Below are 22,141 nucleotides of genomic sequence, written 5' to 3' on the forward strand. Positions count from 1 at the left end.
GCTCTAAAATACTCTACATCGCAATGTTTCCGGTCCCATCGATCCGGAAACATTGAGGGATCAGCTCCGGTATTTCATGCGAGCGACGGCTTAATGCATAGCCGTCGTATTGAGCTGGCTCTGAATGCTCTTGAAGTGGTCCAGCCGCTCGATCGCCTTGTCGAGCTCGGAGCCTTCCTTGTCCGCCAGCCTGGCTTCCATGCCCGCGATCGTATCAGCGAACTGCGCTCGGTCCAGTTCCTCGATTGAGGTCGCCACATCGGCAAGCACGGTCAGACCCTTTTCCGACACCTCGGCCAGACCACCGAGCACGATGATCTTCTGTTGCGTGCCGCCAGCGGTGACGGTCAGCATTCCGGGACGGATGGCGGCGACGACGGGCGCGTGGCCGGCCAGAACGCCGAAATCACCCTCAACGCCGGGAATATCGACCTGATCGACCTCGCCCGAAAAAGCCAGTTTCTCCGGCGAAACGAGATCGAAATGGAAAGTCGCCATGGTGTCCAGTCTCTCTGCTGTCACCCGCGAGGTTGACCCGCGGGTCCATCCGCCATCGAATACCTATCGATGGATTGCCGGGTGAAGCCCGGCACCGACGACAATGATCAAGCCGCTTCGGCCGCGAGCTTTTTACCCTTCTCGACGGCTTCCTCGATGGTTCCGACCATGTAGAACGCCGCTTCCGGCAGATGATCGTACTTGCCCTGGCAGAGGTCGCGGAAACCTTTGATGGTGTCGGCGAGATCGACGAACTTGCCCGGCGAGCCGGTGAACACCTCGGCGACGTGGAACGGTTGCGACAGGAAGCGCTCCACCTTGCGGGCGCGGGCGACGGTGAGCTTGTCCTCTTCCGACAACTCGTCCATGCCGAGAATGGCGATGATGTCCTGAAGCGATTTGTAGCGTTGCAGAACCTGCTGCACGAGGCGCGCGGTCTGGTAGTGCTCCTCGCCGACAATCAGCGGCGACAGCATGCGCGAGGTCGAATCGAGCGGGTCCACCGCCGGATAGATGCCCTTTTCCGAGATGGCGCGGTTGAGCACCGTCGTTGCGTCGAGATGCGCGAACGAGGTCGCCGGCGCCGGGTCGGTCAGATCGTCCGCCGGAACGTAAATCGCCTGCACCGAGGTGATCGAGCCCTTGTTGGTGGTGGTGATCCGCTCCTGCAGCGCGCCCATGTCGGTGGCGAGCGTCGGCTGATATCCGACGGCGCTGGGGATGCGGCCGAGCAGCGCCGACACTTCCGAGCCCGCCTGCGTGAAGCGGAAGATGTTGTCGACGAAAAACAGCACGTCCTGGCCCTGGTCGCGGAAATGCTCTGCGACCGTGAGGCCGGACAGCGCCACGCGGGCGCGCGCGCCGGGCGGCTCGTTCATCTGGCCGTAGACCAGCGCGCATTTGGAGCCTTCGCCGCCGCCCTTCTTGTTGACGCCGGATTCGATGAATTCGTGATAGAGGTCGTTGCCTTCGCGGGTACGCTCGCCGACGCCGGCGAACACCGAATAACCGCCATGCGCCTTGGCGACGTTGTTGATCAGCTCCTGGATCAGCACCGTCTTGCCGACGCCCGCGCCGCCGAACAGCCCGATCTTGCCGCCCTTGGCGTAAGGCGCCAGCAGGTCCACGACCTTGATGCCGGTGACGAGAATTTCCGCTTCGGTCGACTGGTCGGTATAGGACGGCGCTTCCGCGTGAATCGGGCGCAGATCGTCGGCCTTGACCGGGCCCTGCTCGTCCACGGGCTCGCCGATCACGTTCATGATGCGGCCGAGCGTACCTGCGCCGACCGGCACCCGGATCGGCGCACCGGTGTCGGTCACGTCCTGGCCGCGCACCAGACCTTCGGTGGTATCCATGGCGATGGTCCGGACGGTGGATTCACCAAGATGCTGCGCCACTTCCAGAACAAGCCGGTTCTCGCCGTTCTTGGTCTCGATCGCGTTCAGAATGGCCGGCAGATGCCCTTCGAACTGCACGTCGACAACGGCGCCGATGACCTGGGTAATACGACCGACCTGATTGGCTGCTGTAGCCATAGAAAGTCTCCTGTAACGAATAGGCGTGTCAGAGGACGCTGAGCGTCACCGGCACATTGTTGCGCGTGGCCCGGGAATACGGGCAGATCGTGTGAGCGTCTTCGAGCAGCGCCTTGACCTTTTCCTTGTCGGCGCCCGGAATGCGCAGCGTAAGTTCGGCCTTCAGCGCGAAGCTGATCTCGTCCTTGTCGATCGAGACGTGGCAGCCGACCTCGGCCGCCTGACCGTCAAGACCATGCTTTCTGGCGAGCGCCAGCACCGCCTGGCCGAAGCAGGACGACCAGCCCAGCGCGAAAAGCTGCTCGGGATTATGTCCTTCGCCCGAACCGCCCATTTCCTTCGGCAGGGCCATGGCCAGACCGAGGCCGCCATCATCGAGGATCGCGCGGCCGTTGCGGCCGCCCTTCGTCGTCGCCTTGGTGACATAAGCCATAGCTGCGTCTCCTTCGACTAGACCGCTTCGGCGCCGGAGATGATCTCGATCAGTTCCTTCGTAATCATCGCCTGTCGGGTGCGGTTGTAGATCAGGGTCTGCTTGCGGATCATTTCGCCGGCGTTGCGGGTGGCGTTGTCCATTGCGGTCATCTGCGCGCCGTAGAACGAGGCGTTATTCTCCAGAAGAGCGCGGAAAATCTGCACGGCGAGATTGCGCGGAAGCAACCCTTTGAGGATTTCATCTTCCTCCGGTTCGTACTCGTAGGACGGCGCGGGGCCGTCGCTCGTGGCCGCGTCTTCCACCGCCAGCGGAATGACCTGCTGGGCGGTGGGGATCTGCGCGATAACGGACTGGAAGCGCGAATAGAACAGGGTGCAGACATCGAACTCGCCGGCATCGAACCGGGCCAGAACTTTCCCTGCAATGTCCTCGGCATTGACAAAGCCGAGCTGACGCACCGAGCGCAGTTCGACGGTCTCGACGATCTGCTTCTCGAAGATGCGACGGAGCTGCTCGTAGCCTTTTCGCCCGACGCAGAAGAACTTGACCTCCTTGCCCTGGTTCATCAGAGCGAAGGCTCTGTCACGAGCCAGGCGGACGATGGCCGAATTGAACGCGCCGGACAGACCGCGCTCGCCGGTGCAGACCAGCAGCAGGTGAACCTGATCCTTGCCAGTGCCGACCAGAAGCGGCGACGCATTGGGCGAGCCGGCCGCGGCGCTGGCGATATTTGAGATCACCGTGTCCATCTTCTCGGCGTAGGGCCGCGCTGCTTCCGCGGCGTTCTGCGCGCGACGGAGCTTGGAAGCGGCCACCATCTGCATGGCCTTGGTGATCTTCTGCGTCGCCTTGGTCGAGGCGATGCGGACACGCATGTCCTTGAGTGAAGCCATTCTCTGTCTCGCCCTGCCGGTCCGGTCATGGACCCGGCCGCAAATTCCCTGTTTCGTCACGCCCGGCCTTGTGCCGGGCGTTCGCGTCGTCTTTCGCCGCCGCGCCTCAAGGCGCGGACGGCCCGGCCACAAAACTTACGCGAATGTCTTGGCGTAACCTTCGACGACGCTCTTGAGCTTGCCCGCCGTCTCATCGCTGAGATCGCGAGCGTCGCGGATGGTGTTGAGGATATCGGCATGTTGGCCGCGCAAAAGCGACAACAGCCCGTCCTCGAACGCACGCACCTTGCTGAGCGGCAGCGGATCAAGATAGCCGTTGGTGCCGGCCCAGATCACCACCACCTGCTCTTCCATCTTCAGCGGCGAGAACTGCGGCTGCTTGAGAAGCTCGGTCAGGCGCGAGCCGCGGTTGAGCAGGCGCTGGGTCGAGGCGTCGAGGTCGGAGCCGAACTGCGCGAAGGCCGCCATTTCGCGGTACTGCGCGAGCTCGCCCTTGATCTTGCCGGCGACCTTCTTCATCGCCTTGGTCTGTGCCGACGAGCCGACGCGCGACACCGAAAGGCCGACGTTCACCGCGGGGCGAATGCCCTGGAAGAACAGGTCGGTTTCCAGGAAGATCTGGCCGTCGGTGATCGAAATCACGTTGGTCGGAATATAGGCCGACACGTCGTTGGCCTGGGTTTCGATCACCGGCAGCGCGGTCAGCGAGCCGTTGCCCTGGCTGTCATTCAGCTTGGCGGCGCGCTCCAGAAGACGGGAATGCAGGTAGAACACGTCGCCCGGATAGGCCTCGCGGCCCGGCGGACGGCGCAGCAACAGCGACATCTGGCGATAGGCGACGGCCTGCTTGGAAAGGTCGTCATAAATAATGACGGCGTGCATGGCGTTGTCGCGGAAATACTCGCCCATGGTGCAGCCGGTGAAGGGCGCAAGATACTGCATCGGAGCCGGATCGGACGCGGTCGCGGCGACCACGATCGAATATTCCAGCGCGCCCTGCTCCTCGAGCACCTTGACGAACTGCGCCACGGTGGAGCGCTTCTGGCCGACCGCGACGTAGACGCAATAGAGCTTCTGGCTCTCCGGAGCGCCCGCGACATTGAGCGGCTTCTGATTGAGAATGGTGTCGAGCGCGATCGCGGTTTTGCCGGTCTGGCGGTCGCCGATGATCAATTCGCGCTGCCCGCGGCCGATCGGGATCAGGGCGTCGATGGCCTTGAGGCCGGTCGCCATCGGCTCGTGCACCGACTTGCGCGGAATGATGCCGGGTGCCTTGACGTCAACGCGCTTGCGCTCGGCGCCCTGGATCGGCCCCTTGCCGTCGATCGGATTGCCCAGCGCGTCGACCACGCGGCCGAGCAGGCCCTTGCCGACCGGCGCGTCGACGATGGCGCGGGTGCGCTTGACGGTCTGGCCTTCCTTGATCTCGCGGTCGGCGCCGAAAATCACGATACCGACATTGTCGGTTTCGAGGTTCAGCGCCATGCCGCGCGTACCGTTCTCGAACTCGACCATCTCGCCGGCCTGGATGTTGTCGAGGCCATAGACGCGGGCGATACCGTCGCCGACGGACAGCACCTGTCCGACTTCCGAAACTTCGGCTTCCTTGCCGAAATTCTTGATCTGATCCTTCAGGATCGCCGAAATTTCCGCGGCGCGGATGTCCATCAGCCTGCCTCTTTCATCGCGTGCTTGATCGAATTGAGTTTGGTCCGGAGCGAGGTGTCCACCATGCGGCTGCCGAGCTTGACGACAAGCCCGCCGATGATGGACGGATCGACCTTCACGTTGAGCGTGATGTCCTTGCCCGTCACTGATTTCAGCGCGGCCTTCAGCGCGTCCAGATTCTTGTCATTAAGCTTCTCCGCGACGGTAACCTCCGCCGTGGCTTCGCCCTTGAATTTCGCGACCAGCGCGCGAAACGCCCGGATCACATCCGCCACCGCGAACAGACGGCGGTTGGCGGCCAGAACTTTCAGGAAATTTGCGGTCGTGCCGCCGATCCCGGCCTTGCTCAGCACGGCGGCGAGCGCCTTGCTTTGCGTATCGGCGCTGAAAACCGGACTGCGCACCAGGCGCACCAGTTCAGGGCTCTCCGCCAGCATGGCATCGAACTTGTCGAGGTCGGCCTTGACGGCGTCGATCGATTTGTCTTCACGCGCCAGTTCGAACAGGGCCGTCGCATAACGACCGGACACACCAGAAACCGAGGGATCTACAGCAGCCACCACCGCGCTCTTCAAGCTGTCAAACTCGCAAGGGAAAAGCCGTCGCCGGATAAGCGGCGCCAAAGCGGCCCAAGCCCTTGGAATTCAAGAGGGACTTCGATTTCCGGCCGGCACGAGCGTACCGGCGACGTTAAAATCGCGGCTTTGCTAACATAGCGCGCGCGCAGGTGCAACATGACGGCAGCCTACGGCGATGCCTTGTCGCATGGCGCCCGGAATTTCAACCGAGCGCGGGAACTAAGGAGAATCGCGGGAAGCGCCCAACGCGCCTGCGTACAGTCATTCGCTCGGCGAACACCGGATGGAACAGCAAGCCAATCGATCCCGCGCCATCGCGGCTTTCTACATAACGACGGGTCGAGCTTAGTGCGCGAGCGGCCCGCAGTACTTACCGAATGGTTACTCATCCGGCGTAATAACTTTCATTTACAGTATACATAAGTATAGTATTATTAATTTTCCGTTAAATCGTGTAATAATAGGATTAGCGGACGAGTCCGCTCCGATCAAAAGATATTTCATCCGAGTCACGAAGCAATTCTCTGCCCATTTTACGCCTTAGTTGGAGGATCAACCACGCCGCGAGTCAAAGATCATGGGTTTCACTTGCCGCAAGGGCGGCAATACTTTTAGGGGTCCTACAATATGTTGCACTCGCGAAAGACGACGCTAGCGTTTCTTATCCGGCCGCGTACCTTGGCCGCTGTGATGACCGCGAGCGTCTTGATTGCAGGCGGCGTCACCGAGGCTTTGGCCGGGTCGCGCAACCATCATCGTCATCATCAACAGGGACATCATGCGAAGAGCCACGGCGCCAGCGGGCCTGCCTGGACCAACGCCAATGCGTCTCTCGAACGTTCTGCCCGTTCGAACCGATCGTTTTCCGGCGTGGCCTCTTATTATGGCAATGAGGCCGGCAACCGCACCGCGTCCGGCCAGCGCTTCAACCAGAACGCCATGACCGCCGCCCATCGCAGCCTCCCGTTCGGGACCAGGCTGAGGGTCACCCATGGCAGCCGCAGCGTGGTCGTCACCATCAACGATCGCGGTCCATTCATCCGCGGCCGCGTGCTGGACCTTTCAAAAGGCGCCGCCCACGCGATCGGCCTGACCGGCCGCGGCGTCGGCCGTGTGGTCGCCGAGGTCATGTAAACCAGCTCCCACACCGCGTTTCGCTTCTCAAAACGCGTCAAATCAAGATCATAAAACCCCGCTTCTGATTCCATCAGAAGCGGAAAGGCCTCTCAAAGAAAGCTCTGCGGATCGACATCCACTTCGAGCTTGAGATTGCCTTTCGTCTTCGGCGCGGACGCGAGCCAGTCGCGCAAATAGCCGGAGAGGTCCACGCCGCGCGCCGACTTCACCAGCAGGCGGAATCGATAGCGTCCCTTGATCAGGGCCAGCGGCGCTTCCGCCGGTCCCAGCACCTGGATGCGCTCGTCGATCGGCGCAACCGCGGCGAGCCGGCGGGCGAAGCTTTCCGCGCTCGGGCGGTCGCCCGCGGATATGATCAGGCTGGCCAGCCGGCCGAACGGCGGGTAGCCGGTCCGCTCACGCGCCGCTATTTCGCTGGCGTAGAACGCCTCGCGATCACCCGCGACCAGCGCCTTCATCACGGGATGTTCGGGCTGGTGGGTTTGCAAATAGCCGACGCCGCGACCCTGTTCGCGGCCAGTGCGGCCGATCACCTGATTGAGCAGTTGGAAGGTTCGCTCCGCGGCGCGGGGATCGCCGTTGCCGAGTCCGAGGTCGGCATCCACCACCCCGACCAGATTCAGGCGCGGAAAATGGTGTCCCTTCGCCACCAGTTGCGTGCCGATGATGATGTCGACGCGGCCCTCGGCGATGTCGTTCAACTCCGAGCGCATGGTCTCGATCGAGGTGATCAGGTCGCTCGACAGCACCATGGTCCGCGCATCGGGAAACAGGGCGGCGGCCTCCTCCTGCAGCCGTTCGACGCCGGGGCCGACCGCGACCAGCGATTGTTCGGCCGCGCAATGCGGGCATCGATGCGGACGCGGCATCGAGAAGCCGCAGTGATGGCAAACGAGCCGCTCCCGGAAGCGGTGATCCACCAGCCAGGCATCGCAAATGGTGCAGGCGAAGCGGTGGCCGCAGCCGCGGCACAAGGTCAGCGGCGCGTAACCGCGGCGATTGAGAAACAGCAGCGCCTGCTCGCGCCGCTCGATAGCGCTCCCGATCTCTCCGGCCAGACGCGGAGAAATGAAGCGGCCGCGCGACGGTCCCTCGCGCCGCAGATCGATCAGTTCGATCTGCGGCAAATGCTGACCGCCGAACCGCGACGTCAGCGCGATGCGCTGGTAGCGGCCCTTGCGCGCGTTGACTTCGCTCTCAACCGATGGCGTCGCCGAGGCAAGCACGATCGGAATCTTCGCGACATGTGCGCGAACCACGGCCATGTCGCGGGCGTGATAGCGCACGCCCTCGTCCTGCTTGTAGGCCTGATCGTGCTCCTCATCGACAATGATCAGTCCGAGGCTGGCATAGGGCAGAAACAGCGCGGAGCGCGCGCCGACCACGACCTGCGCCTCGCCCGCCGCGATGGCTGCCCAGTTGCGCGCGCGGGTGCGCGGCGTCAATTCGGAATGCCACTCCAGCGGCCGCTCGCCGAAACGCGCAGTGAAACGGTCACGGAACTGCCCGGTCAGCGCGATCTCCGGCATCAGGATCAAAGCCTGTTTGCCGCGGCGGACGGTTTCGGCGACCGCTTCGAAATAGACCTCGGTCTTTCCGGAGCCCGTTACGCCATCGAGCAGTGCGACGTGGAACGTGCCGTTCGATGCCAGCGTGCGCATGGCGTCAACGGCCGCTCTTTGTGATCGGGAGAAGTCCGGAACTGCGAAATTGGGATCGGGCGGCGGCGGTGGCGGCGGTGGTGGCATCGGCTCGACCGTCAGCGTGCCCTCATCGACCAGCCCATCGATGACGCCGACGCTGACGCCCGCTTCCCTGGCCACATCGGATTTCGCGCGCAGCAGTCCGTCCGACAGGATCGCCAGCAACCGCCGCCGCGCCGGGGTCATGCGCCGGGGCGGCTCGCCGCTCAGCCGCACACCCGGCCGCACCCGTTCCGGCCCGAGATGTTCGCCCATCCGCAGACTCATGCGCATCACCATCCCGCGCGGCGACAGCGTGTAGTTGGCGACCCAGTCGATCAGCGTGCGGATTTCGTCCCTGAGCGGAGGCACATCGAGCTTGCCGGAGATATCCTTCAGCCGGTTGTGCAGGCGCGGATCTGGCGCGGGGTTCTCGGCCCAGACCACGGCGACCACCTCGCGGGAGCCGAGCGGCACCGTCACCACCTCGCCTGGCCGCACCTGCATGCCGTCTGGCACGCGATAGGTATAGGCATGATCGATCGCGACGGGAGCCTGCACATCGACGACGCGCGCCGTCGATGACGATGCCGGTAACGTGCCATGACGCGAAGAACGGTCCATCGGGAAAATCAGCTCGATCAGGATCGGGTTAACAATTTAGGACAGCACCACCATAGGCCAGCCAACCGGAAGATTAGCGAAGGATAAACGAAAGCCGCGCGATATAATCGCCGGACTCAACATGCAGGGTGCGATGATGGCGAAACGCGCAGAGCCGCTTCCCGATCCCGCCTGCGCGGCGTCGGACGTCGGACAGCAGATCGTGCGATGGCTCACGCATCTGCGGGCCGAGCGTCGGCTGTCGCCCAAGACGCTGGAAGCCTATGCGCGCGATGTCAGGCAATGCCTGATGTTTCTCGGCCAGCACTGGAGCGAAATGGTGACGCTGGAGCGTTTCGCCGCGCTTGAACCGAGCGATATCCGGGCCTTCATGGCCGCGCGACGCGCCGACGACATCGGTGGCCGGTCGCTGATGCGTTCGCTGGCTGGCTTGCGCTCGTTCGCGCGGTTTCTTGAACGGGAAGGGCTCGGCAAGGTCGGCGCGCTCGGCGCGATCCGCGCGCCGAAGGTTGGCAAGAGCCTGCCGAAACCGATCCATATGAGCGCGGCAAAGCGATTTGCCGACGCGTCCGAGCGCGCGGGCGAGGATCGGGAGCCATGGATCTGGGCGCGCGACGCCGCGGTGATGGCGCTGCTGTACGGATCCGGCCTGCGCATCTCCGAAGCGCTCGGCTTGAAGCGCCGCGACGTGCCGCTGCCCGGCGCGGGCGACGTGCTGGTAGTCACCGGGAAAGGCAACAAGACGCGGATGGTGCCGGTGCTGCAGAACGTGCTGGCGCTCATCCATGAGTATGTCGCGATGTGCCCGCATTCGCTGGCGCCGGAAGGACCGATCTTCGTCGGAGCGCGGGGCGGTACGCTCAGGGCGCGCATCATCCAGCTTGTGATGGCGCGCATGCGCGGCGCGCTCGGCCTGCCCGACAGCGCGACGCCCCATGCGCTGCGCCATTCATTCGCGACGCATCTCTTGAGCCGAGGCGGCGACCTGCGCGCGATCCAGGAACTGCTTGGCCACGCGTCGCTCTCTACCACGCAGATCTACACCGGCATCGATAGCGAGCGGCTGCTCGACGTCTACCGGACGGCGCATCCGCGCGCCTGACCAGGGATCGCGGTGAAACAAGTCCGGCGGCGCGGTCCTCACATGTGAATGGCGCGTTTTCCAACGGCGAGGGCGGCTTCCTTGACGGCTTCCGATCGCGTCGGATGCGCGTGGCAGGTGCGGGCGAGATCTTCCGCCGAGCCGCCGAACTCCATCAGCACGCAGGCTTCATGGATCAACTCGCCGGCCTCGCGGCCGACGATGTGAACGCCGAGCACGCGGTCGGTTTTCGCGTCCGCCAACATCTTCACGAAGCCGTCTGTCGTCTGATTGACCTTGGAGCGGCCATTCGCCGTGAACGGAAACTTGCCGACGGTATAGTCCGTGCCAGCCTGCTTTAGCTCCTCCTCGGTCTTGCCGACCGATGCCACCTCGGGCGTTGTGTAGATCACGCCGGGGATCACGTCGTAGTTCACATGGCCGGCCTGGCCGGCGAGAATCTCCGCGCACGCCACGCCCTCGTCCTCGGCCTTGTGGGCAAGCATCGGTCCCCGGACGACATCGCCGATGGCGTAAATGCCCTTCACGCTGGTCGCGAAATGCTTGTCGATCTCCACGCGACCGCGATCATCGAGCGCGACGCCGGCTTCCTTGAGGCCCAATGCCTCGGTGTAAGGTGTGCGGCCGATCGCGACCAGCACCGCATCGGCTTCGATCGTTTCGGCGGCGCCGCCCGCTGCGGGTTCGATCCGAGCCGACAGCGTTTTGCCTGATGTATCGACGCCGGTGACCTTGGTTCCGAGCTTGAAAGCGAAGCCCTGCTTCTCGAGAATGCGCTGGAATTGCTTCGCCACTTCGCCGTCCATGCCGGGCAGGATGCGATCGAGAAATTCCACCACCGTGACCTGCGAACCGAGGCGGCGCCACACCGAGCCGAGTTCGAGCCCAATCACTCCGGCGCCGACGATCAACAGCTTGTCGGGCACTTTCTCAAGCGACAACGCACCGGTCGACGACACGATACGCTTCTCGTCGATCTCGACTCCCTTGAGTTTCGCGACATCGGAGCCGGTGGCGATCACGATGTTCTTCGTTTCAACCGTCTGTTTTTTGCCGTCGGCGGTCGTCACCTCGACCTGGCCGGCTGCGATGATGCGGCCGGCGCCACGCAGCACGTCGATCTTGTTCTTCTTCATCAGGTATTCGACGCCCTTGACGTTGCCGTCGATGCCCTGCTGCTTGAAGTCCATCATCGCGGGCAGATCGAGCTTCGGCGCGCTGACGCCGATGCCCATTTTTGCCAACGAATGTCCCGCCTCCTGGAACATCTCGGAAGCGTGCAGCAGCGCCTTCGACGGCATGCAGCCGACATTGAGGCAGGTGCCGCCGAGCGTCGGGTTCTTCTCGACGACGGCGACTTTCATGCCGAGCTGCGCCGCGCGAATCGCGCAAACGTAACCGCCGGGACCGGTGCCGATAACGATGAGGTCGTATGTCGCCATGAGTGCCTGCTCAGCCCGCCTCGTCCGGCCCGGGAATCAATTTTGCGCGCTGCTCGAAGAGCAATCCTCCGACCAGCCGGTTGAGTTCGTCTGGATCGGCACCGTCCTTGATCAGCTTGCCCCTCAAAGCGTGGGCCTTGTCGAGGTTGCCCAGCTTTTTCTCGATTATCGATTGATGATTTTCTCCAGCGCCTGCCTTCTCCTGATCGGCCCTCGCCCGCCGTCTATGGTTGTCGTGGTAGAACAGCGTTCGTGACAGAACCCAGTCCGCGGATTTTTTCGAGATGTTCTTGAAGTCTCCCAGAACATCCAGCGGATTCTCATAGGTAACGCTTTTGATCTCCCCGCCATACTCGGAGAGGTACATCCCTGCGGCGGATGGACCGTGCTCGAAGCTCAAGCAGGCCAGATAAACCAGCTCCAGAATGACTGCATTCAACTCCAGATCGATGGCGGTCAAATGACCAAGCTCGGCGGTTCTGATATTGGACTTCAGCAGGATTTGCGTCATGTGGTTGCCTTATAGCGTTTTCGAGCGAAGGGGTGACCTGTTCGCGTGAAGAAAACGCGTCAAAACAATAATCTATAGCGTTTTCGAGCGAAGTGGAAACCGGTTCGCGTGAAGAAAACGCGTCAAGACAACAATCCAGAGCCTCGCTTCTGATTCAATCAGAAGCGAACATGCTCTGGCTCGAATTACAGGTCCAGCACCAGCCGCGCCGGATCTTCGAGCGATTCCTTGACGCGCACGAGGAAGGTGACGGCCTCCTTGCCGTCGATGACGCGGTGGTCATAAGAGAGCGCGAGATACATCATCGGCCGGATTTCCACCTTGCCATCGATCGCCACCGGCCGTTCCTGAATCTTGTGCATACCTAAAATGCCGGCCTGCGGCGCATTCAGGATCGGAGTCGACATCAGCGAGCCGTAGATACCGCCATTGGTGATGGTGAAGGTGCCGCCCTGCATTTCCTCGATCTTGAGCTGGCCGTCGCGGGCGCGGCGGCCGTAGTCGGCGATGCTCTTCTCGATCTCGGCGATCGATTTTTGATCGCAGTCGCGCACCACGGGCACCACCAGTCCCTTGTCGGTGCCGACGGCGATTCCGATATGATAGTAGTTCTTGTAGATCAGGTCGCTGCCATCGAGTTCGGCATTGACCGCCGGAATGTCCTTCAGCGCCTGCACGATGGCCTTGGTGAAGAAGCCCATGAAGCCGAGCTTCACACCATGCTTCTTCTCGAACACGTCCTTGTAATGCGCGCGGAGCGCCATGACGCCGCTCATGTCGACTTCGTTGAAGGTCGTCAGAATCGCGGCGGTGTTCTGCACCTCCTTGAGGCGGCGCGCGATGGTCTGGCGCAGCCGCGTCATCTTCACCCGCTCCTCGCGCGAGGCGTCGTCCGCCGGAGACGGCGCGCGCACCTGCACGGCGGCAGCCGGCTGGTCGACCGGGGTCGGCGCCGACGCAGCCTTCTCGATCGCCGCCAGCATATCGCCCTTGGTGACGCGGCCATCCTTGCCGGAGCCCGCCACGGTGGAAGCGTCGATGCCGCTCTCGGCGGAGAGTTTGCGCACCGAGGGGGCGAGCGGCGCATCGGCCGGCGGCGCGGCTTCCGCTCTCGGCCGCGGCTCTTCCGGGCCAGCGTTGATCGGTGTCGTGGTGTCGGACTTCAGGTCCGGCCGCCCGGTCGTGCTCTCAGCACTGATGCCTTGCGTCTTGGCCGCCGCCGGTTTTGCCGGCGCGCCGCCTTCGGTGATCTGTCCAAGCAGCGCGCCGACGGCCACCGTCTCGCCCTGCCTGGCGACGAGTTCGGCCAGCGTGCCAGCAGACGGCGCGGGCACTTCGATGGTCACCTTGTCGGTTTCGAGTTCGACGAGCGGCTCGTCGACGGATACGGCGTCCCCTTGTTTCTTGAACCATTTTCCGATTGTCGCCTCGGTCACCGATTCGCCGAGCGTCGGAACCCGTATCTCAGTCATGGTCCTCTTCCTTTCGTCATGGCTGACCTGTCCCGAGAAAGGATGCCCGGAAACATCCGCCACAAGTTGGCCTCGTGTTTCAGCCCGACATGCTGTCCGTGTCAGCTCAGCGCCTCGTCGAGGAACGCCTTGAGTTGCGCAAGATGCTTCGACATCAACCCCGTCGCGGTGGCCGCGGCCGCGGCGCGGCCGGCATAACGCGGGCGTTTTCCGGGTGCGCCGAGCTGGTTGAGGACCCATTCGAGATAAGGCTCGATGAAGTGCCATGCGCCCATGTTGCGTGGCTCTTCCTGGCACCAGACGATCTCGGCGTTCTTGAAGCTGCCGAGAACCTGCACCAGCGCCTTCAGCGGAACGGGATACAGCTGTTCGATCCGCATCAGGTAGACATCATTGATGTCGCGCTGCTCACGTTCCTCGTAGAGATCGTAGTAGACCTTGCCCGAGCACAGAACGACGCGGCGAATTTTATCGTCGTCCACCAGCCGGATCTTTTGCTCCGGCAGCATCGTCGCATCGTCGTAAAGGATGCGATGGAAGGCGGTATCGGCGCCGAGTTCGTCCAGACGCGACACCACCCGCTTGTGGCGCAGCAGCGACTTCGGCGTCATCATGATCAGCGGCTTGCGGATCTGGCGTTTCAACTGGCGGCGCAGCGCATGGTAATGGTTGGCCGGCGTCGTGATGTTGACGACCTGCATGTTGTCTTCGGCGCACATCTGCAGGAACCGCTCCAGCCGCGCCGAGGAATGCTCCGGCCCCTGGCCCTCATAGCCATGGGGCAGCATGCAGACGAGTCCCGACATGCGCAGCCACTTGCGTTCGCCGGAGGAGATGAACTGGTCGAACAAGACCTGCGCGCCGTTGGCGAAGTCGCCGAACTGTGCTTCCCACATTGTCAGCGTGTTGGGCTCCGCGAGCGAGTAACCGTACTCGAAACCGAGCACGGCTTCTTCCGACAGCAGCGAATTGATGACCTCGTAGCAGCCGTGATCGGCGTCGAGATGATTGAACGGCGTGTAACGGCTCTCGTCCTCCTGATCGAACAGCACCGAATGCCGCTGCGAGAAAGTGCCGCGTTCGCTGTCCTGGCCGGAAAGGCGGACGTTGTGGCCCTCAAGCATCAGCGTGCAGAAGGCCAGCGCCTCGGCCGTCGCCCAGTCGATTCCGGCTCCGCTCTCGATCGCCCTGGCGCGATTATCGAGAAAACGCTGCACCGTGCGATGCACCCGGAAACCGTCCGGCACCCGCGTAATGCTGCGGCCGACATTCTTCAGCGTCTCGACGTTCACGCCGGTGACGCCACGGCGCGGCTCCTCGCTCTGATCGGCAAGCTTGAGACCGGCCCACTTGCCGTCGAGCCAGTCGGCCTTGTTCGGCCTGTAGCCGGCGCCGGCCTCGAATTCGGCATCCAGACGTGCGCGCCAGTCTGCTTTCAGCTTTGCGATCTCGCCCTCGGTCATAATGCCTTCGGCGCTCAGCCGCTTGGCGTAGAGTTCAAGCGTCGAGGGATGAACGGCGATCTTCTTGTACATCAACGGATTGGTGAACGACGGTTCGTCGCCTTCGTTATGACCGTGGCGGCGATAGCAGAACATGTCGATCACGACCGGCTTGTGGAACTTCTGCCGGAATTCGACCGCGACCTTCGCCGCGAACACCACGGCTTCCGGATCGTCACCATTGACGTGGAAGATCGGCGCATCGATCATCTTCGCGACGTCGGACGGATAAGGGGACGAGCGCGAGTAGCGCGGATAGGTGGTGAACCCGATCTGGTTGTTGACGATGAAATGGATCGACCCGCCGGTGCGGTAGCCCTTGAGGTCCGACAGGGCGAAGCATTCCGCCACCACGCCCTGTCCCGCAAAGGCGGCGTCACCATGCATCAACAGCGGCAGCACGGAGTTGCGCTGCTCGGGCGGATCGCCATGCTGGTCCTGCTTGGCGCGCACCTTGCCGAGCACCACCGGGTCGACGATTTCGAGGTGCGAGGGATTGGCGGTCAGCGACAGGTGTATCCGGTTGTCGTCGAACTCGCGGTCGCTCGACGCGCCGAGATGATACTTGACGTCGCCGGAGCCCTCGACGCTGTCCGGATTGACCGAACCGCCCTTGAACTCATGGAACAGCGCGCGATGAGGCTTGCCCATCACCTGCGTCAGCACGTTCAGCCGCCCGCGATGCGGCATGCCGATCACGATTTCCTTCACGCCGAGATTGCCGCCGCGCTTGATGATCTGCTCCAGCGCCGGGATCAGCGATTCGCCGCCGTCGAGACCGAAGCGCTTGGTTCCCGTGAACTTGACGTCGCAGAACTTCTCGAACCCCTCGGCCTCGATGAGCTTGATCAGGATGGCGCGGCGGCCTTCCGGCGTGAAGCTGATCTCCTTGTCCGGCCCCTCGATGCGCTCCTGAATCCAGCTTTTCTGCGCGGCGTCCGAAATGTGCATGAACTCGACGCCCAGGGTCTGGCAATAAGTACGTCGGCAGATCGCCACGATCTCGCGCAGCGAGCCGTATTCGAGCCCCAGGACGTGGTCGAGGAAGATCTTGCGATCCATGTCGGCCTCGGTGAACCCATAGGCGCGAGGATCAAGCTCTTCATGATCGCGCGCAGGTTCGAGACCGAGGGGATCGAGCCTGGCATGAAAGTGCCCGCGCATGCGGTAGGCGCGGATCAGCATCAGCGCGCGAACCGAATCGCGCGTGGCCTGATTGACGTCGCCGCCGGCGAGCACCGAGGCTTTCGGTTTCGCCTTTTCCTGCGCCTTTACATCCGCGGTTTTTTCGAACCGGGCCCAGTTGCCGTCGAGCGCCGAGGTGAGGTCGTCCTGGGGGGTCTGCGGCCAGTTGGCCCTCTCCCAGGATGGGCCTCTCGCGTTCTTCTCGACGTCCTGTGGAGAGTCTTTCAGGCTTCTGAAGAATTCCTGCCACGCGGCGTCGACCGAACCGGGGTCTTTCTCATAGCGGGCGTAGAGTTCGTCGATGTAACCGGCATTCGCGCCCTGCAGGAACGAGGAAAGGGCAAATGCGGCATTCGCGTCCTGGCGAGACATATCGCGTCCTGACGTTCTAGGTCATGCGCGTCACCGACGGCGCGCACGCTTTCCCCCCGCGAGACCAGCCCTTCCCGGCAGGATCAGCGCGAACTCGACGTTACCCTATTTAAGGGGAAACTTCCCGCTGAAAAGACCAAGACCTGAATCAACGCTTCAGTTTTTCGACAAGCGTTTTTCCCAGTCGCGCGGGCGACGGGGAAACCGCTATTCCGGCCGCTTCCATGGCCGCCGTCTTGGAGGCGGCGTCACCCTTTCCGCCGGAAATGATCGCGCCGGCATGCCCCATGCGGCGGCCGGGCGGCGCCGTGACCCCGGCGATGAAGCCGACCACAGGCTTGCTTCGGCCGCGCCTGGCCTCGTCGATCAGGAACTGGGCGGCGTCTTCCTCGGCCGACCCTCCGATCTCGCCGATCATCACGATCGCGCTGGTGTTGGGATCGGCCAGGAACATCTCCAGCACGTCGATGAACTCGGTGCCCTTGACGGGGTCGCCGCCGATGCCGACCGCGGTGGTCTGGCCAAGGCCCTCCTGGCTGGTCTGGAACACAGCCTCATAGGTCAGCGTGCCCGAGCGGGAGACGATGCCGACGTTGCCCGGCTTGAAGATGTTTGCGGGCATGATGCCGATCTTGCACTCACCCGCCGTCACCACGCCCGGGCAATTCGGTCCGATGAGGCGCGATTTCGATCCCGATAGCGAACGCCTGACCCGCACCATATCCAGCACCGGAATGCCCTCGGTGATGCAGACGATCAGGGGGATTTCGGAATCGATCGCCTCGCAGATCGCATCCGCCGCGCCCGGCGGCGGCACGTAGATCACGCTGGCCTCGGCGCCGGTCGCCTCGCGCGCTTCGCGGACGGTGTCGAACACCGGCAGGCCGAGATGGGTCTGTCCGCCTTTGCCCGGCGAGGTGCCGCCGACCATCTTCGTGCCGTAGGCGATCGCGGCCTCAGAATGGAACGTGCCGTTCTTGCCGGTGAAGCCCTGGCAGATGACCCTGGTGCTCTTGTCGATCAGAATCGGCATCACGCGACCTCCTTCACCGCCTTGACGATCTTTTGCGCGGCGTCGTCGAGATCGTCGGCCGGTAGCACGTTGAGACCGGATTCGCGGATAATCTTCTTGCCGGCGTCGACATTGGTGCCTTCGAGGCGAACCACCAACGGCACATTCAGACCCACCTGTTTCACCGCGGCGACAACGCCGTCGGCGATGACATCGCATTTCATGATGCCGCCGAAGATATTGATCAGGATGCCCTTCACGTTCGGATCCGCGGTGATGATCTTGAAGGCGGCCGCCACCTTCTCCTTGGTGGCGCCCCCGCCGACGTCGAGGAAGTTCGCGGGCGCCATGCCGTAGAGCTTGATGATGTCCATGGTCGCCATGGCAAGACCCGCGCCGTTGACCATGCAGCCGATCTGGCCGTCGAGCGCGACGTAGCTCAGATCAAACTTCGACGCCTCGATCTCCTTGGCGTCTTCCTCGCTCTCGTCGCGCAGCGCGATCACATCCGATTGGCGGTACAGCGCGTTGCTATCGAACGATATCTTGGCGTCGAGCACACGCAGCTCGCCCTGTTTCGTGACCACCAGCGGATTGATCTCCAGCATCGCCATGTCCCTGGCGATGAACGCATCATAAAGCTGCGTCACCAGCTTTTCCGCCTGCTTGCCGAGATCGCCGCGCAATCCCAGCGCCTTGGCGACGGTGCGGCCGTGATGGCTCATCACGCCGGTGGCGGGATCGACCGAGAAGGTCACGATCTTCTCAGGCGTTTTGTGCGCGACCTCCTCGATGTTCATCCCGCCTTCGGTGGAGACCACGAACGAAATCCTCGATGTCTCGCGGTCGACCAGCGCCGAGAGGTAGAATTCCTTGTCGATATCGGAGCCTTCCTCAATGTAAAGGCGATTGACCTGCTTGCCGGCAGGGCCGGTCTGCGCCGTGACCAGCGTCGCGCCAAGCATCTGGCCGGCGAAGGCCTTCACCTCGTCGACCGATCTGGCGAGACGGACGCCGCCTTTGTCGCCGGCGGAAGCTTCCTTGAACTTGCCCTTGCCGCGGCCGCCGGCGTGAATCTGGCTTTTCACCACCCAGACAGGACCGCCCAGCGTTTTGGCCGCGGCCTCCGCTTCCGATGCCTGCAACACCGCCACCCCGCGCGAAACCGGCACGCCGAACTCGCGCAGCAACGCCTTGGCCTGATATTCGTGGATGTTCATCTGGATGGTCTCCAACCCGCGGCAGGGAGAGTTCTGGCAGGAACAATTCCGTCATTCACTTCCGTCGGCCAGGATAGACCCGCCCACGATATGCCTCCAAGTATGCTTCCAAGACCGCACGCGCATCTTTCGGCACCGAACCGAGACAATGCCGATCAACGGTCGAGCAGATCAGGGGCGATCTTCTTGCAGGCATCGACGAGCCCCTGAACCGCGGCGACCGATTTGTCGAAGGCTTCCCGATCCCTGCCCGCCAGTTCGATCTCGACAATCCGTTCGACGCCCTTGGCGCCGATCACCACGGGCACGCCGACATACATGTCGTACACCCCGAACTCGCCATTGAGATAGGCGGCGCAAGGCAGCACGCGTTTCTTGTCGCGCAGGAAGCTTTCCGCCATCGCGATCGCGGAGGCGGCCGGGGCATAGAACGCCGAACCGGTCTTGAGCAGATTGACGATCTCGGCACCGCCGTTGCGGGTGCGATCCACGATTTCATCAATGCGGGCCTGCGAGGTCCAGCCCATCTTGACGAGGTCCGGCAGCGGAATGCCCGCCACCGTCGAATACTTCACCAGCGGCACCATGCTGTCGCCATGACCGCCAAGCACGAAGGCTGTCACGTCTTCCACCGAGACGTTGAATTCGTCCGCCAGGAAATAGCGGAATCGCGAGGAATCAAGCACGCCGGCCATGCCGACCACCTTCTTCGCCGGCAGACCGGAGGCCTTCTGCAGCGCCCACACCATGGCGTCGAGCGGATTGGTGATGCAGATGACGAACGCATCCGGCGCATACTTCCTGATGCCGGCGCCGACCTGTTCCATCACCTTGAGATTGATGCCGAGCAGATCGTCGCGGCTCATGCCCGGCTTGCGCGGAACACCGGCGGTGACGATGCAGACGCTGGCGCCTTCGAGCGCTTCATAGGAGTTGGCGCCGGTCAGTCTGGCGTCGAACCCTTCTACCGGGGACGACTGGGCGATATCGAGCGATTTGCCTTGCGGAACGCCATCCGCGATATCGAACATCACGACGTCGCCGAGTTCTTTCAGTCCGATGAGGTGAGCGAGCGTCCCTCCGATCTGACCGGAGCCGATCAAGCCAATCTTGTCGCGCGCCATGGGAATTCATCCTTTGATGACAATTAGAGACAGGAAGGAAAAACCTCGACGGATCGTGGTTATAGCGTTTCGAGCAAAGCATGTCCTCGTGCTTGACCCGAGGATGGATGCCGGTTCGCGTGAAGAAAACGCGCCAAAACAACAATCTAGGGCTTCGCTGCTGATTCAGTCAGAAGCGAAATGCTCTAGACCTTTCCCGGAACCCGTTCAAGCCGTCGCACGTGCAACCTCATGTCTCGACCAGTCCGGTAGAGGAACTGCGGGCGGCGGAATGGCCGCGCCCGTGGGCCTTCGCCAGATAGGATTCCGAGCTCATCTCGATCAGACGCGAGGAGGTGCGTTTGAACTCATTCGCTTCCAACCCGTCGCTGGCGCGATAGAGCGAAAACGGATCGGCGTCGCTCGAGGCCATCAGTTTCACGCCGTTGTCATACAGCGCATCGATCAGAGCGATGAACCGCCTGGCGGCGTCGCGGCCGGCCTGATCCATCACCGGGATGCGGTCGATCATAAGGGTGTGATAGTCGCGCGCGAGCCGTAGATAGTCGGAAGCCGCCAGCGGCTGCTCACAGAGATCCGCAAAGGAGAAACGCGCAACGCCGTGGGCGGAGCATGGCACATGAAGAGTGCGGCCCTTGATCGCGACATCGCGCGGCTTGCAGGGCGCGCCGCCGGTCATGAGCATCCATGCCCTGTCGAGCGCCGCTTCGGCCTCTCCGTCGGCGGACGTCAGCCACATCTTGACGCTGGCGAGCTTCTCCAGGCGGAAATCGGTGCGGGCGTCGAGACGCAGCACATCCATGCGCTCCTCGATCTGCGCAATGAACGGCAGGAAAAGCACGCGGTTGAGGCCACCTTCGTAGAGGTTCCCGGGAGGGATGTTTGATGTCGCCACCACGACGGCGCCGAGTTCGAACAGACGCGCGAACAGACGTCCCAGGATCATGGCGTCGGCGATATCGGTGACGTGGAACTCATCGAAGCACAGAAGCCATGCCTGCTCGAAGATCGACGCGGCGGTGAGCTGAACCACATCGGCGTCCGCCGTCTCACCCCGCGCGATGCTCTGGCGAAAGCCAAAGATGCGCTCATGCACGTCTGTCATGAACTCATGAAAATGGACCCGGCGTTTGTGAGCGATGAGGCTCTTCTGGAAGAACAGGTCCATCAGCATGGTTTTGCCGCGCCCGACATCACCATGGATATAAAGTCCCTTCGGGGGAGGTTCGTCGTCGGACTGAAACAGCCTGTCGAGGAAGCCCGACTTGCCTGCGGGCTTGTAGGCCATGAGCCGCTCGTCCAGCGCGGCGAGAGCTTCCACCGCTCGCGCCTGCGCGGGGTCCGCCTCGATCGCGCCTGAGGCGACGAGAGCCTGATAGTGATTCCGCAACGATGTGGGAGAAGAGGACAGCATCGGACAGCTTACGGCTCCTGAGAGGACGGGGATGCGCGTCGTGAACTGGTTGAAAGTTCTTGTGAACCGGCGATCAGGCGCTGAGCGCGTAGGAGTCCTCGACGACGTAAGGGCCGCCGCCGACCGAGGCGCGTGAGGAGAACAGCACAAAGCGCTCGGCGGTGAATACTGTGGTGGGGAAATAACCGCGAACAGACAGATAGTTCGCGACGTCCTGATTGGATGCATCGCGCAAGCGCGCCAGCGTGACATGCGGCGTGAACTTGCGCCCCTCGGCGCCAAGCCCGCAGCGCTGCATCAGCCGTTCAAGCTCGGCCTGCAATTCGACCAGGGGGCCGCTCGGTTCCACCGAGGCGACCACGGCGCGCGGTTTCCTGCCGCCGAAGCTCGACAACCCCCGCAGCGTTACCTCGAAAGGCTTGCGATTGACACGGAGCAGCACCGAGGCGACCTCGTTCGCGGCGACGCCGTCGATATCGCCGATAAAGCGGAGCGTGAGATGATAGTTCTCCGGATCGATCCAGCGGGCGCCCGGCAAGCCGCCACGCAGACCGGACAGCGTGCGACAAATCTCGGGCGGTATTTCCAGCCCCGTGAACAAACGCGGCATCGCAAATCCTCGATGCAAATCCTCGACCCATGGCTTCGGTCCCGACACACAATCTGGACCATCGAGTGACGGCTCGACGACGATCACAACTGCCGTTCTATCGAAGTTTTGTGACGGTGCA

General features: G+C 62.9%; 18 protein-coding genes. 2 read left to right on the top strand and 16 right to left on the bottom strand.

Going from position 1 to position 22,141, the window contains the following annotated elements; all coding sequences use genetic code 11:
- Positions 1 to 90: 90 nt before the first annotated feature.
- From NWI01_RS03990 to NWI01_RS04015, 6 genes are all read right to left on the bottom strand, one after another.
- Positions 91 to 498, bottom strand: a complete 408-nt coding sequence (locus NWI01_RS03990; RefSeq protein WP_141382650.1) for a F0F1 ATP synthase subunit epsilon — start codon at positions 496 to 498, stop codon at positions 91 to 93.
- Positions 499 to 605: 107 nt separating this feature from the next.
- Positions 606 to 2,036 (bottom strand): F0F1 ATP synthase subunit beta, encoded by a 1,431-nt coding sequence (atpD, locus tag NWI01_RS03995; protein ID WP_011313764.1) that lies wholly within the window; start codon positions 2,034 to 2,036, stop codon positions 606 to 608.
- A gap of 28 nt (positions 2,037 to 2,064) precedes the next feature.
- Positions 2,065 to 2,469 carry an organic hydroperoxide resistance protein gene (locus NWI01_RS04000; RefSeq protein ID WP_141382651.1) on the bottom strand — a complete coding sequence of 135 codons (405 nt, stop codon included), beginning with the start codon at positions 2,467 to 2,469 and terminating at the stop codon, positions 2,065 to 2,067.
- A 17-nt stretch (positions 2,470 to 2,486) separates the two neighbouring features.
- A complete protein-coding gene (locus tag NWI01_RS04005) occupies positions 2,487 to 3,365 on the bottom strand; it encodes a F0F1 ATP synthase subunit gamma (protein WP_141382652.1) in 879 nt (292 codons plus the stop codon).
- Positions 3,366 to 3,500: 135 nt separating this feature from the next.
- The gene (gene atpA / locus NWI01_RS04010) at positions 3,501 to 5,033 is read right to left on the bottom strand and encodes a F0F1 ATP synthase subunit alpha (protein WP_141382653.1); all 1,533 of its coding nucleotides are present in this window, start codon (positions 5,031 to 5,033) and stop codon (positions 3,501 to 3,503) included.
- Positions 5,033 to 5,593 (bottom strand): F0F1 ATP synthase subunit delta, encoded by a 561-nt coding sequence (locus NWI01_RS04015; protein ID WP_011313760.1) that lies wholly within the window; start codon positions 5,591 to 5,593, stop codon positions 5,033 to 5,035. The genes atpA and NWI01_RS04015 overlap by 1 nt, the downstream gene beginning before the upstream one ends.
- 645 nt (positions 5,594 to 6,238) lie before the next feature.
- Between NWI01_RS04015 and NWI01_RS04020 the strand changes: the two genes are divergently transcribed.
- Positions 6,239 to 6,745, top strand: coding sequence for a septal ring lytic transglycosylase RlpA family protein (locus NWI01_RS04020; protein WP_141382654.1), 507 nt, complete (start codon positions 6,239 to 6,241; stop codon positions 6,743 to 6,745).
- 92 nt (positions 6,746 to 6,837) lie between these two features.
- Here the strand turns inward: NWI01_RS04020 and NWI01_RS04025 are convergent, their stop codons facing one another.
- Positions 6,838 to 9,054, bottom strand: a complete 2,217-nt coding sequence (locus NWI01_RS04025; RefSeq protein ID WP_141382655.1) for a primosomal protein N' — start codon at positions 9,052 to 9,054, stop codon at positions 6,838 to 6,840.
- A gap of 136 nt (positions 9,055 to 9,190) precedes the next feature.
- On the opposite strand from NWI01_RS04025, the gene NWI01_RS04030 reads away from it, so the two are divergent.
- The gene (locus NWI01_RS04030) at positions 9,191 to 10,156 is read left to right on the top strand and encodes a tyrosine recombinase XerC (protein WP_141382669.1); all 966 of its coding nucleotides are present in this window, start codon (positions 9,191 to 9,193) and stop codon (positions 10,154 to 10,156) included.
- A 38-nt stretch (positions 10,157 to 10,194) separates the two neighbouring features.
- On the opposite strand, the gene lpdA is transcribed toward NWI01_RS04030, so the two are convergent.
- The 9 genes from lpdA to thpR form a co-directional block, all read right to left on the bottom strand.
- Positions 10,195 to 11,598: a dihydrolipoyl dehydrogenase gene (lpdA, locus tag NWI01_RS04035; RefSeq protein ID WP_141382656.1), complete on the bottom strand. Its 1,404-nt coding sequence runs from the start codon at positions 11,596 to 11,598 to the stop codon at positions 10,195 to 10,197.
- 10 nt (positions 11,599 to 11,608) lie between these two features.
- On the bottom strand, positions 11,609 to 12,058 hold the full coding sequence (locus NWI01_RS04040; RefSeq protein WP_244613633.1) for a hypothetical protein: 450 nt from the start codon (positions 12,056 to 12,058) through the stop codon (positions 11,609 to 11,611).
- 236 nt (positions 12,059 to 12,294) lie between these two features.
- A complete protein-coding gene (gene odhB / locus NWI01_RS04045; protein ID WP_141382658.1) occupies positions 12,295 to 13,581 on the bottom strand; it encodes a 2-oxoglutarate dehydrogenase complex dihydrolipoyllysine-residue succinyltransferase in 1,287 nt (428 codons plus the stop codon).
- A 101-nt stretch (positions 13,582 to 13,682) separates the two neighbouring features.
- On the bottom strand, positions 13,683 to 16,640 hold the full coding sequence (locus NWI01_RS04050) for a 2-oxoglutarate dehydrogenase E1 component (protein WP_141382659.1): 2,958 nt from the start codon (positions 16,638 to 16,640) through the stop codon (positions 13,683 to 13,685).
- 148 nt (positions 16,641 to 16,788) lie between these two features.
- Positions 16,789 to 17,673 (bottom strand): succinate--CoA ligase subunit alpha, encoded by an 885-nt coding sequence (gene sucD / locus NWI01_RS04055; RefSeq protein ID WP_141382660.1) that lies wholly within the window; start codon positions 17,671 to 17,673, stop codon positions 16,789 to 16,791.
- Complete coding sequence (gene sucC / locus NWI01_RS04060) at positions 17,673 to 18,872, bottom strand: ADP-forming succinate--CoA ligase subunit beta (protein ID WP_141382661.1); 1,200 nt, start codon at positions 18,870 to 18,872, stop codon at positions 17,673 to 17,675. Before sucC ends, sucD begins: the two co-directional genes overlap by 1 nt.
- A 155-nt stretch (positions 18,873 to 19,027) precedes the next feature.
- The gene (gene mdh, locus NWI01_RS04065) at positions 19,028 to 19,996 is read right to left on the bottom strand and encodes a malate dehydrogenase (protein WP_141382662.1); all 969 of its coding nucleotides are present in this window, start codon (positions 19,994 to 19,996) and stop codon (positions 19,028 to 19,030) included.
- 229 nt (positions 19,997 to 20,225) lie between these two features.
- A complete protein-coding gene (gene zapE, locus NWI01_RS04070; protein ID WP_141382663.1) occupies positions 20,226 to 21,410 on the bottom strand; it encodes a cell division protein ZapE in 1,185 nt (394 codons plus the stop codon).
- Positions 21,411 to 21,483: 73 nt separating this feature from the next.
- Positions 21,484 to 22,020, bottom strand: a complete 537-nt coding sequence (gene thpR, locus NWI01_RS04075; protein WP_141382664.1) for an RNA 2',3'-cyclic phosphodiesterase — start codon at positions 22,018 to 22,020, stop codon at positions 21,484 to 21,486.
- Positions 22,021 to 22,141 lie beyond the last annotated feature (121 nt).

This window comes from Nitrobacter winogradskyi (assembly GCF_006539545.1).
GTDB lineage: Bacteria > Pseudomonadota > Alphaproteobacteria > Rhizobiales > Xanthobacteraceae > Nitrobacter > Nitrobacter winogradskyi_A.